Annotated in this window: 10 protein-coding genes and 4 pseudogenes; 5 read left to right on the forward strand and 9 right to left on the reverse strand. The window is 64.5% G+C overall.

Translation table 11 applies throughout. The annotated features are described in order from the left end of the window. Window positions 1–82, reverse strand: a pseudogene (locus CWO89_RS49240) (DNA-binding response regulator); the annotation flags it as partial. A gap of 133 nt (window positions 83–215) precedes the next feature. Between CWO89_RS49240 and CWO89_RS32025 the strand changes: the two are divergent. Beyond that, entirely contained in the window at window positions 216–1,496 is a 1,281-nt protein-coding gene (locus tag CWO89_RS32025; RefSeq protein WP_349644911.1) for a histidine kinase, read from the forward strand. A 114-nt stretch (window positions 1,497–1,610) separates the two neighbouring features. Here the strand turns inward: CWO89_RS32025 and CWO89_RS32030 are convergent, their stop codons facing one another. The 8 genes and pseudogenes from CWO89_RS32030 to coxB form a co-directional block, all read right to left on the reverse strand. Continuing rightward, window positions 1,611–2,387: an SURF1 family protein gene (locus CWO89_RS32030; RefSeq protein ID WP_130582500.1), complete on the reverse strand. Its 777-nt coding sequence runs from the start codon at window positions 2,385–2,387 to the stop codon at window positions 1,611–1,613. After that, window positions 2,384–2,773: a DUF983 domain-containing protein gene (locus CWO89_RS32035; protein ID WP_130582501.1), complete on the reverse strand. Its 390-nt coding sequence runs from the start codon at window positions 2,771–2,773 to the stop codon at window positions 2,384–2,386. Before CWO89_RS32035 ends, CWO89_RS32030 begins: the two co-directional genes overlap by 4 nt. A gap of 74 nt (window positions 2,774–2,847) precedes the next feature. Beyond that, window positions 2,848–3,744, reverse strand: a complete 897-nt coding sequence (locus CWO89_RS32040) for a cytochrome c oxidase subunit 3 (RefSeq protein WP_130582502.1) — start codon at window positions 3,742–3,744, stop codon at window positions 2,848–2,850. A gap of 49 nt (window positions 3,745–3,793) precedes the next feature. Then, a complete protein-coding gene (locus tag CWO89_RS32045; protein WP_130582503.1) occupies window positions 3,794–4,435 on the reverse strand; it encodes a cytochrome c oxidase assembly protein in 642 nt (213 codons plus the stop codon). A 12-nt stretch (window positions 4,436–4,447) separates the two neighbouring features. Further along, complete coding sequence (locus CWO89_RS32050; RefSeq protein ID WP_028167936.1) at window positions 4,448–4,612, reverse strand: cytochrome c oxidase system small membrane protein; 165 nt, start codon at window positions 4,610–4,612, stop codon at window positions 4,448–4,450. An 18-nt stretch (window positions 4,613–4,630) separates the two neighbouring features. Continuing rightward, window positions 4,631–5,566, reverse strand: a complete 936-nt coding sequence (locus CWO89_RS32055; protein WP_130582504.1) for a heme o synthase — start codon at window positions 5,564–5,566, stop codon at window positions 4,631–4,633. Window positions 5,567–5,634: 68 nt separating this feature from the next. Continuing rightward, window positions 5,635–7,244 (reverse strand): annotated as a pseudogene (gene ctaD / locus CWO89_RS32060) (cytochrome c oxidase subunit I). A gap of 94 nt (window positions 7,245–7,338) precedes the next feature. Beyond that, on the reverse strand, window positions 7,339–8,178 hold the full coding sequence (gene coxB / locus CWO89_RS32065; protein ID WP_130582505.1) for a cytochrome c oxidase subunit II: 840 nt from the start codon (window positions 8,176–8,178) through the stop codon (window positions 7,339–7,341). A gap of 498 nt (window positions 8,179–8,676) precedes the next feature. Here coxB and CWO89_RS32070 point away from each other — a divergent pair. From CWO89_RS32070 to CWO89_RS32085, 4 genes and pseudogenes are all read left to right on the forward strand, one after another. Next, window positions 8,677–9,212: pseudogene (locus CWO89_RS32070) on the forward strand (invasion associated locus B family protein). A 103-nt stretch (window positions 9,213–9,315) separates the two neighbouring features. After that, a pseudogene (gene tldD / locus CWO89_RS32075) lies at window positions 9,316–10,739 on the forward strand (metalloprotease TldD). Beyond that, the gene (lepB, locus tag CWO89_RS32080; RefSeq protein WP_130582506.1) at window positions 10,739–11,509 is read left to right on the forward strand and encodes a signal peptidase I; all 771 of its coding nucleotides are present in this window, start codon (window positions 10,739–10,741) and stop codon (window positions 11,507–11,509) included. The pseudogene tldD and the gene lepB overlap by 1 nt, the downstream one beginning before the upstream one ends. 158 nt (window positions 11,510–11,667) lie before the next feature. Next, window positions 11,668–12,009: an MmcQ/YjbR family DNA-binding protein gene (locus CWO89_RS32085; protein WP_130582507.1), complete on the forward strand. Its 342-nt coding sequence runs from the start codon at window positions 11,668–11,670 to the stop codon at window positions 12,007–12,009. The last annotated feature ends 67 nt before the right edge of the window (window positions 12,010–12,076 follow it).

Genomic DNA, 12,076 nt, shown 5'->3' on the forward strand with positions numbered 1-12,076 from the left:
ACAGGGACCGGCACCCGGACAACACGACCGGGTGGTCATCGACAATCAATATTCTTGTGGCCGGTTTCGGCGTATCTTGCATCACTTGCATTCTGTATCCAGAACATAGATGGCCGGGAACCTGTGAAAAGGGAAAACCGCCGGAGCGAATTAGAATTATCCAAATGTGGAAAAGATGTTCGCTTCGAGCGCGGTTCTTCCTTCCGCTCGGTATTATGTTCGTGGCTGCGCTCCTGGTTGGAGCGATCTCGCTGCAGCTCTTCGTGCCGGAGCAACTGTCGGACGAGAACGCACCCGCCGCACGTTCGGCCAAGGTGGTTGCCGACGCGCTCAACAGCGCGCTTCAGAGCTCGGGCAATCCGCAAGCGACGCTGGATGCCTTTGCGCAGGCGCTGGGAACGTCCGAAGCCATCCGCTTCCAACCCGACGGTGCAACCCGCCCAGCCTCGCCGGTCGAGGTGCAAACCCCGATCGGACGGGTGCCGCGATGGTTCGTCGACCTGCTCATAATACCGGAGGTGGGCGCATCGTTCCCGGTCCGGATCGAAGGCAAGCAGGTCGGCGAGATCATCTTCTCGCCCGACCTGTCGGCCGATATTTTCGAGAAATGGATCGGCTTTGTCGCGATCACATTCTCCGCGGTCGCGCTGACGCTGCTCACCGGTATAATCGCCTATTTCACCGCCGGCGCCGTGCTGCGCCCTCTGCAGGATCTCGGCGACGGCCTCACCCGCATGCGCGCGGGTGATTATAAGCAGCTCATCCCCCCGTCGGGCCCGCCGGAAATCCGCCGAAGTGCCGAGGAAGCCAACGAACTCGCCCGCACGCTCTGCCGGCTGAGCCAGGACAATCGAGGTTTGCTGCGCCGGATCGTCTCGCTGCAGGACGACGAGCGGCGCGACATGGCGCGCGAACTGCACGACGAGCTCGGACCGCTATTGTTCGGCATTCGCGCCAAGGCGGTTGCGCTGCTCGAAGCGATCCCGCATGGCAACCTGCAACTTGCGGCCTCCGCCGACGGCATCCTGCAATCGGTCGAAGCGCTGCAGCAGGCCAACCGCCGCATCCTCGACCGGCTGCGGCCGCTCTACATCCAGGAATTGGGACTGGAGAACAGCATCGAGACCTTGTTGCAGTATGCGCGCGCACAAGCGCCCGGGCTTAAGCTCGTCTCGCAGATCGACGGCAGGCTGAATGCGATCGAGGGGCTGCTCTCGCAAACCGTCTATCGCGTGATCCAGGAGAGCATCACCAACGCGCTGCGCCATGCCCGCGCCCGCTCGGTCACCGTGGAGGCTTCGATGAAGGCGGCGGAGCTGATCGTGGAGGTTTCCGACGACGGTATCGGCCTTCCCAAGGACTCTGTCTTCGGCCGCGGGCTGACGGGGATGCAGGAACGGGCGCGCGCGCTGAGCGGCACGCTCGAGCTGGTGCGCAAAGACGGACGGACCATCGTGCGCTGCTGCCTGCCGGTCGGCGACAGCGCGCTTGGCTAGACCATGAGCTCGTAGCCCGGGTGGAGCGGAACGCGTAACCCGGGACATCTGCGTCGGTGCAAGCGGTCCCGGGTTACGCTGACGCTCCACCCGGGCTACGGTGCTGCATCCGAGCTACTCGGATCTGATCCGACGTTGGCCGCGAAACCACAATGCGAAGACGATCAGCACCGCCACGGCTAGCGTGAACCAGGTGATGGCGTATTGCATGTGGTCGTCCTTGAGATTGACCTTCAGCGGTCCCGGCTTGGGAATGCCGCTGTCGGGCACGGGCGACTCCAGATCGATGTAGAAGGGCGCGACTGTCTTGCCGCCCTCGCCCCAGCCAAGTGCGCTTGCCATCGCCAGATGATTGCGGACGAACCACAGGCGCTTTGCCGGATCTTCCTTCGGCGTCAGCGAGCCGGCGCTTTCGGGAAAGCGGAGATAGCCGGTCAGCTTGACCGGTTCGCCCGTGATTAGGGGTGCGGCCGCCCGATCCTGCTGGGCACGATCCTGCATCGTGTTCTGCACGAAGCCGGCATTGACCACGACGATCTCGCCATCAGACAGGCGCGCCGGGAGAAACGCCCAGGTGCCGGGACCGGAAATGTCGTCGCGGACCGCGGAGCCGGAGCTGAACACCATCGCATCCGGCAGCTTCGCATAGGTCGCCGTAACCGTGACGCGGCGGAATTCGTCGCTCACCGGACGGAGCGCGCCCCATTGCGAAGGCTGCGGCAGCGCTTCGGGCGCCGCCGCCAGGCGCTCGTTGAGGGCCGCGATCAGCGCATGCTTCTCGGCCCGGCGCTGCAATTGCCAGATCCCGAGGCTCGTGAACACCACCACCAGGATCAACGTGAAAATGCCGAAGCCGGCGGCACCGCACCGGTGCGAGGATGGTGCGGTCATTTCTGCTCGCGCTTGATCAGCCGGCCCTCCGCCGCCTTGTGATGGAACTGGAGTGCGATCAGGAGCGATTTCATTGAACGCAGCGGCAGCAAGGTGGTGACGACGATGAACGGCAGCCAGAGCACCGCATGCACCCAGAACGGCGGCTGGTACTTGACCTCCACGATCAGCGCGCAGGCGACGACGATCGCACCGGCCAGCATGATGATGAAGATCGCCGGCCCGTCACCGGAATCGATGAAGGCATAATCCAGCCCGCAACTCTCGCAGCGCGGAGCGAGCGTGAGGAAGCCGGCATAGAGCTTGCCCTTGCCGCAGCGCGGACAGCGACAGGCGATGCCGCGGAGCGCGCTCTCGGTAACCGTCGGGGGAGTGTCGGCAGGCATTAGTGGTTCGATCTTCGCTTCCAAAACCAAAAGGGCGGCCGTCGGGCCGCCCCCTTGTAGCACATCGCGGCGGGTTAATGCGCGGCGTGCGCCATGGCTTCGGCGCCGCGGCCCCACACGTAGATGCAGATGAACAGGAACAGCCAGACCACGTCGACGAAGTGCCAGTACCAGGCGGCGAACTCGAAGCCGAGGTGCTGCTTGGGCGTGAAGTGGCCGGCATAGGCGCGGAACAGGCAAACCAGGAGGAAGATGGTGCCGATGATCACGTGGGCGCCGTGGAAGCCGGTCGCCATGAAGAACACGGAGCCGTAGACATTGCCGCCAAACGAGAACGTCGCGTGGGCGTATTCATAGGCCTGCACGCAGGTGAAGGCCGCGCCGAGCAGCACGGTGAGGATCAAGCCGTATTTGAGGCCCTGGCGGTCGTTCTCCAAGAGCGCATGGTGGGCCCAGGTCACCGTGGTGCCGGAGGTGAGCAGCAGCAGCGTGTTGAGCAGCGGCAGGTGCCAGGGATCGAAGGTCTCGATGCCATGCGGCGGCCAGGTGCCCGGCACGGCGCAAGCTCCGGTTGCGGTGCCCGCACCGCAACCGAAGATCGCATCGCGAGCGGCATGGACCGGATCGGCCGGGAACAGCGCGGCGTTGAAGAACGCCCAGAACCAGGCGACGAAGAACATCACCTCGGAGGCGATGAACAGGATCATGCCGTAGCGGTGATGGAGCTGCACCACGCGGGTGTGGTCGCCCTTGTACTGCGCCTCGCGGATCACATCTCCCCACCAGCTCGCCATGGTGTAGAGCACGCCGATCACGCCGATGCCGAACACGATCGGCGCGCCCGTGAACATGTGATGCATCCAGCCGATGGCGCCGAAGCACATGACGAAGGCCGAGATCGATCCGACCACCGGCCAGGGGCTCGGATCGACGAGATGGTAATCGTGATGCTTGACGTGCGCCTCAGCCATTGCAGTCTCTCCGTTCGCGTGCCGTCAGGCACGTATTCGTCTCAGAAATTCAAAGATTGCCCTTGCGCTTGTCCTGCTCGCCGGAGGCCACTGGCTTCGGGACCGGATCGCGCACGGAATAGAAAGTGTAGGACAAGGTGATCGATTTCAGGCTGTCGTTCTCGCGGTCGGCGACCAGCGCCGGATCGACATAGAACACGACAGGCATCTCGCGCTTCTCGCCCGGCGCCAGGGTCTGCTCGGTGAAGCAGAAGCAGTTGATCTTCTGGAAATAGGCCCCGACCGTCAGCGGCGCGACATTGTAAGCCGCCTGGGCCGTCGTGGTCCGCGCCGACTGGTTGGTCACTGTGTAGAAGACGGTGACGACTTCGCCGATCCTGACTTCGATCTCGTTCTGCTCGGGCTCGAACTTCCAGGGCAGGCCCGGCGCGACATTGGCATCGAAGCGGACCTCGATCTTGCGGGCAAGCGGCCCCTCCGCCGGCGCCGAAGTCGCAACCTGGGTGGTGCCGTTGAAGCCGGTGGCGCGGCAGAACCAGTTGTAGAAGGGCACGGCCGCATAGGACGCGCCGACCATCAGCACGACGACGAAGCCGCAGATCGAGGCAACCACCGCGTCACGCGTCAACGTGCGGCGGGACGCCTTTTGGCTCGTGCCGGACTGCTTGGACGTGGTCGTCTCTTGCGCCATCTCGATCACATCTCAGATCGGCCGCACCAGGACGGCCGGGCCCTTGACCAGGGTGACCGCGAAGAACAGCACGACCAGCACACCGAGCGCGAGCGCAATGGCGATCGAGCGCTGGCGGCGGCTCCTGAGCTGCGCCTCGGTAAGGACAATTCCTTCTTGCTCGCGTTTGTCATCCATTGCGTGTTCATGCGCTCCCTACCCGACCCATGCTGCAACGGTGCGGAAGGCGACCTCGATCAGCAAGGTCGCGAACAGCGCGAACAAATAAAAAATGGAGAAAGCAAACAATTTGCGGCAGGCGCGATTGGCTTCCTTGCCCTCGCGGCGGCGATAGACGTCGACCGCGAGCCACAGCATGCCCGACCCGAGCAGGAGCGAGGCCACGCCATAGACCGCATCGAAATAGCCGAGCGGCCACGGCGCCACCGCGATCGCGACGAGCACGATCGTGTAGAGCAGGATCTGCAGCCGGGTCGCGTCGGGACCGGCGACCACCGGCAGCATCGGCACGCCGGCGCGGGCGTAGTCGTCGCTGCGGAACAGCGCCAGGGCCCAGAAATGCGGCGGGGTCCAGAAGAAGATGATCAGGAACAACAGCACGGGCTCGATCGACAACGAGCCGGTTGCGGCCGCCCAGGCCACCACCGGCGGCAGCGCGCCGGCGGCCCCGCCAATCACGATGTTCTGCGCGGTCCAGCGCTTCAGCCACATCGTGTAGACCACCACATAGAAGAAGATCGTGAAGGCCAGCAGCGCGCCCGCGACCCAGTTGACGAGGATGCCGAGCGTCATCACCGAGAAGAACGCGAGCGTCAGGCCGAAGGCGGTGGCTTCTCCACTTGTGATGCGGCCGCGTGGGATCGGTCGATTGGCGGTGCGCGTCATCAACGCGTCGATATCGCCTTCATAGGCCATGTTCAGCGCGCCTGAGGCGCCTGCACCGACCGCGATGCAGAGGATCGAGGTGAAGGCCAGCACCGGATGGACGTGACCCGGCGCGATCATCAGGCCGACCAGCGCGGTGAAGATCACCAGCGACATCACCCGCGGCTTCAAAAGCGCGATGTAGTCGCCGACCTCGGCCTCGGAGATCCGCGGCAACTCGATGGCGTTGTGATCGACAACCGACACGATAGATTCGTTCCCTTAAATCAAGCAGAGAGCGCGACGCGCCCGTGAAGGGCGCGTCGCTGTTTCCTTTACTGCACGCGCGGCAGCACTTCGAACTGGTGGAAGGGCGGCGGCGAGGACAGCGTCCATTCCAGCGTGGTGGCGCCGGCGCCCCACGGGTTGGCGGCCGCTTGCTCCTTGCGGACGAAGGCGTCGATCACACCGTAGATGAAGATCAGCACGCCGAAGCCGGAGATGTAGGAGCCGATCGAGGAGACCAGGTTCCAGCCGGCGAACGCGTCCGGATAGTCGACATAGCGGCGCGGCATGCCCGAGAGACCGAGGAAGTGCTGCGGGAAGAACACCAGGTTCACGCCGATGAAGGTGAACCAGAAGTGCAGCTTGCCGATGGTCTCGCTGTACATGTAGCCGAACATCTTCGGGAACCAGTAGTACCAGCCCGCGAAGATGCCGAACACGGCGCCCAGCGACAGCACGTAGTGGAAGTGCGCCACCACGTAGTAGGTGTCCTGCAGCACGCGGTCGACGCCGGCATTCGCCAGCACGACGCCGGTGACACCGCCGACCGTGAACAGGAAGATGAAGCCGATCGCCCAGATCATCGGCACCTTGAACTCGATCGAGCCGCCCCACATGGTCGCGATCCAGGAGAAGATCTTCACGCCGGTCGGGACCGCGATCACCATGGTGGCGGCGACGAAATAGGCCTGCGTCGCCGACGACATGCCGACCGTGTACATGTGGTGCGCCCACACCACGAAGCCGATGCCGCCGATCGCGACCATCGCGTAGGCCATGCCGAGATAGCCGAACACCGGTTTGCGCGAGAAAGTCGAGACGATCTGGCTGATCATGCCGAAGGCCGGCAGGATCAGGATGTACACTTCGGGATGGCCGAAGAACCAGAACAGGTGCTGGAACAGCACCGGGTGCCGCCGGCGTCGGGGGCGAAGAAGGCGGTGCCGAAGTTGCGGTCGGTGAGCAGCATGGTGATGGCGCCGGCGAGCACCGGCAGCGACAGCAACAGCAGGAACACCGTCACCAGGATCGACCACACGAACAGCGGCATCTTGTGCAGCGTCATGCCCGGTGCGCGCATGTTGAAGATCGTGGTGATGAAGTTGATCGCGCCCAGGATCGAGGAGGCACCGGCGAGATGCAGCGACAGGATCGCGAAGTCGACTGCCGGCCCCGGGTGGCCCGAGGTCGACAGCGGCGCGTACATGGTCCAGCCGGCGCCGACGCCGTTGGCGCCCGGCTCGCCCTCGACGAAGGTCGAGATCAAGAGCAGCGCGAAAGAGGCCGGCAAGAGCCAGAACGAGATGTTGTTCATGCGCGGGAACGCCATGTCGGGCGCGCCGATCATCAGCGGCACGAACCAGTTGCCGAACCCGCCGATCATCGCCGGCATGACCATGAAGAAGATCATGATCAGGCCGTGCGAGGTCACGAACACGTTGTAGGTGTGGGACTCGTGGAAGATCTGCACGCCCGGATACATCAGCTCGGCGCGGATCGCGATCGACATCGCAGCCCCGATGATGCCCGCAATGACCGCGAAAATAAGGTACATCGTGCCGATGTCCTTATGGTTCGTGGAGTAGAGATAGCGGCGCCATCCGGTCGGATGGCCGTGATCATCATGGGCGTGATCGTGTGTCGCTGCGCCTGTTGCCATGTCCTAGATCCTTAAGCCAATTCCCTTTTGGACCTTTGCGGTCCCATCGCCCTTATTCTTCCGATGCGCGAAGCCCGCCCCCGGGCTTGCAGCCTTACTGCGCCGCCTGACCAACCGAGGCGTATGAGTTCGCCGGGTTGCTGGCAAATTTCTTCTTCGCGGCGTCCACCCAGCTCGCGAATTCCTGATCCTCGACGACCCGCACCGCGATCGGCATGAACGCATGGTCCTTGCCGCACAGCTCGGAACACTGGCCGTAATACATGCCGGTCTTGGTGGCCTTGAACCAGGTCTCGTTGAGACGGCCCGGGATCGAGTCGATCTTGATGCCGAAGGCCGGCACCGCAAACGAGTGGATGACGTCCGCGCCGGTGGTCTGGATCCGGATCACCTTGTTGACCGGCACCACCATCTCATTGTCGACGCCGAGCAGCCGCGGCTGCTTGTCCTGAGCAAGCAGCGAGTCGAACTCGAACTTGCCGTTATCCGGGTAGGCGTAGGACCAATACCACTGCTTGCCGGTGACCTTGATGGTCAGGTCCGACTTCGGCACATCGAGCTGCAGGAACAAAAGGCGGAACGACGGCACCGCGATGCAGACCAGGATCAGCACCGGAACCAGCGTCCAGGCCACCTCGATCAGCGTGTTGTGGGTGGTCCTGGAGGGGACCGGATTCGCGCGCGCGTTGAACTTCATCACCACCATGACGAGCAGCGCCAGCACGAACAGCGTGATCACAGTGATGACCACCAGCAGGAAGTTATGAAACCAGACGATGTTCTCCATCACCGGGGAGCCCGCCTGCTGCAGGGTGACTTCCCAGGGCGCCGGCTGCCCCAATTCGGCGAATGCCGTCCCGCCGGTCGCGAGCGCCATGCCCGCTACCGCACCCCCCAGCAACCGCCGGCCCATCAGGCCCATCGACATCCTCATGCCGCTCGCGCTCCCTATGATTTATCCCCTTAGCACCCCCGCCATACGGCGAGAATGCAGCACGATCCGCCCTGACAAACGGCCTGCCGGACGCACCTTCGGAAAGTACGGGGCCAGATCGTTAGAACGCGTCGAAATCTAGCCTCTCAAACCATAATTCGCAGGCGCTCGCAATGCAGTAGTAGGGCCCCAAGCCATGCGCGATCGGCTATTCCCGTGATGTGACATTTTCTCGATAAATCAGGCGATAGCGGCGCTCCCGCGGGCCACGCCGCTTGACAGGGCGATTGCTGGATGTACCCACAGGCTGGGCGCTCCGCAGGAACCTGATTCGCGCGAAGAGCACCCACCACGGGGCGAGATTTGCTTGGGGATCGCCTTCAAGGCGCCGTCATTGCGGTATCAGTCGTTTTGCGTGCCGCCGGCAGCCGGGCAATGCACCGGACCTTGGCCGGGGAAACCAAGCCGGCATGGCCGGCCATCAAAGGATCGACCCGGATGGGCGCTTTGAAACATCACAGCGGACGTAGCTGGAGTGCCACCAACTGGCTGGGCGGCCTGCTAGCGCTCACGTTCATGTTGGGCCTGATGCAAGCGGCCCACGCCCAGGGGGCGGTACGCTCGGTCCATGGCGATTGGCAGATCCGCTGCGACACCCCGCCGGCGCCCAGAGCGAGCAATGCGCGCTGATCCAGAGCGTGGTCGCCGAGGACCGTTCCAATGCCGGCCTCACCGTGATCGTGCTGAAGACCGCCGACCAGAAGAGCCGCCTGATGCGGGTGGTCGCGCCGCTGGGCGTCCTGCTTCCCTCCGGGCTCGGCCTGAAGCTCGACAATCAGGACGTCGGCCGCGCCGGCTTCGTCCGCTGCCTGCCGAACGGCTGCGTCGCCGAGGTCGTAATGGACGACAAGCTGCTCGGCCAGCTCAGGGGCGCCAAGACCGCGACGTTCATCATCTTCGAGACCCCCGAAGAGGGCATCGGCTTTCCGCTCAGCCTGAACGGGCTGGCAGAGGGGTATGACAAGTTGCCGTGAGGCAGCCTCTCCCGAATTGCTGCAACAGCGCCTATCTTGATTGATGCTGTCCCGGCCAAGCCAAACATGAACGGGATGTAATTGCGCTGAATTCGGAGTCGTCATGACCAGTCCCGCCACAACCTCCCTGCTCGACCGCGCCAATCTCGACCGCGATGCCGTACGCCGCGAGGTCACGCGGGGGCTCCAAGGAGCGGATGACGGCGAATTGTTCCTCGAATTCGGGCAGACCGAGGCGCTGGTGTTCGACAATGGGCGGCTGAAGCAGGCGACCTATGACACCAGCCAGGGGTTCGGCCTGCGCGCGGTGAAGGACGACGCGGTCGGCTATGCGCATTCCTCGGACGTATCGCTGCCGGCGCTGATTCGCGCCGCCGATGCGGTGCATGCGGTGCGCGGCGGCTATTCCGGCAGCTTCGCCGCGGCACCGACGCACACGAATGTGAAACTGTACGGCGACGAGAACCCGCTGGATGCGCCGGGCTTCGAGGCCAAGGTCAAACTGCTCGGCGAGATCGACGCCTATATCCGCGACAAGGACCCGCGGGTGCGGCAGGTTTCCGCGAGCCTGACCGCGACCTGGCAGGTGGTGGAAATCGTCCGGCCGGACGGCGAGAGCTATCGCGACATCCGGCCGCTGGTGCGGGTCAATATTTCCGTGGTCGCGGGCCAGGGCGACCGGCAGGAGAGCGGCAGCAAGGGTTACGGCGGCCGCGAAGGTTACGCCCGTTTCATAGAGACCAAGGCCTGGCGCGACGCTGCCGACGGCGCGCTGCGCGAGGCGCTGGTCAACCTGGAATCGGTGCCGGCGCGGCCGGCGAGATGGACGTGGTGCTGGGCGCCGGCTGGCCCGGCGTGATGCTGCATGAAGCCGTCGGTCACGGGCTCGAGGGCGATTTCAACCGCAAGAAGACTTCGGCCTTCGCAGGCCTGATGGGCCGGCAGGTCGCCGCCAAGGGCGTCACCGTGGTCGACGACGGCACGATGGCCTCGCGCCGCGGCTCGCTCTCGATCGACGATGAGGGCACGCCGACCAACCGCACCATGCTGATCGAGGATGGCATCCTGGTCGGCTATATGCAGGATCGCCAGAACGCGCGGCTCATGAACATGAAGCCGACCGGCAATGGCCGGCGGCAGAGCTATGCCCATGTGCCGATGCCGCGCATGACCAACACCTACATGCTGGCCGGGAAGAGCGATCCCGCGGAGATCCTCGCCTCGGTGAAGAACGGCATCTATGCCGCCAATTTCGGCGGCGGCCAGGTCGACATCACCTCGGGCAAATACGTCTTCCAGTGCACCGAGGCCTACAAGATCGAGAACGGCAAGCTGGGGGCGCCGCTGAAGGGCGCGATGCTGATCGGCAACGGGCCGACCGACCTCAACCGCATCACCATGATCGGCAACGATCTCGCGCTCGACACCGGCATCGGCACTTGCGGCAAGAACGGCCAGGGTGTGCCCGTCGGGGTTGGCCAGCCGACGCTGCGCATGGAGCGGATCACCGTAGGAGGAACCGGCTAGTGAGCAACGACGAAGTGGCGGTCAGCAAACCCACAAGCTGGCGTTCGCAAGCAGCTCAACTCGCGGCGATCGTCGCTGTCGTGTTCCTCGCCAAGGGCGCGATCGCCGAGCCGTTCTACGTGCCGTCGGGCTCGATGGAGCCGACGCTTTTGATCGGCGATGCGCTGGTCGCGTCGAAATACCCTTATGGTTACGGGACGGCCTCGCTGCCGATCCAGATCACGCTGCCGGAGTCGAGCGGCCGGCTGTTCGGCGAGCCCCCGCAGCGCGGCGACGTCGTGGTGTTTCGCTGGCCCGGCGACCGCTCGCAGGCCTGGGTCAAGCGCGTGGTCGGCCTGCCCGGCGACCGCATCCAGATGCGGCAGGGCCAGCTCTTCATCAACGACCACCCCGCGACGTTGAAGCCCGACGGCAGCGGCGAAGCCGAGGACGACCGCGGCCACACCGAGACCGCCTATCGCTATGTCGAGACACTGCCGAACGGCGTCAGCCACGCGATCTTCAAGATGCGCGACAACGGCCGCCTCGACAACACGCCTGAGGTCACCGTGCCGGCGGGAGAGCTGTTCGTGCTCGGCGACAACAGGGACAATTCCGCCGACAGCCGCGTCTCCGTGCGCGACGGCGGCGTCGGACTGCTGCCGGTCAACAACCTGATCGGCCGCGCCGACGCAGTGGTCGGCTCATGGGACATGGGCATCCGCAGCCAGCCGGTCTGGACCTGGCCGTCAGGCTTTCGGTTCGCGCGGTTCTTTACCTCGGTGCACTAGCTAGTAGACCCTCATGGTGAGGAGGCGCCAACGGGTCCGCGCGAAGCGCGGCCCGATGACAGGCTCCGCGCCGTCTCGAACCCATGAGGCCCGCGGCCCATCCCTCGAGGCGCCGCTTCGCGACTGCTCCGGATGAGGGAATGAATGTGGGGCACCAAATGACCTTCGACGACGTCAGGAAAATCGCGCTGGCGTGGCCGGAGGTCGAGGATGGCACCTCCTACGGCACGCCGGCATTGAAAGTGCGCAAGAAGATGCTGGTGCGCCTGAAGGAAGACGGCGACAGTCTGGTCATGCCCGGCGTGCCGCAGGACGAGCGCGACATGCTCATCGAAAGCCGGCCGAAGGTGTTCTACTTCACCGATCACTATCGCGACTATCCGATCGTGCTGATCCGATTGTCGAAGGCAACCGGCAGCATCGTCGAGCCATTGTTGCGCCGCCACTGGCGCGCGCTGGCATCGAAGGCTGCGCTGAAAGCTAACGATGCTAATTCGTAGGGTGGGCAAAGCGCAGCGTGCCCACCACCAGCACTCCGCTCGGGGTGGTGGGCACGCTTCGCTTTGC

This window comes from Bradyrhizobium sp. Leo170 (assembly GCF_004296405.1).
Taxonomy (GTDB): Bacteria; Pseudomonadota; Alphaproteobacteria; order Rhizobiales; family Xanthobacteraceae; genus Bradyrhizobium.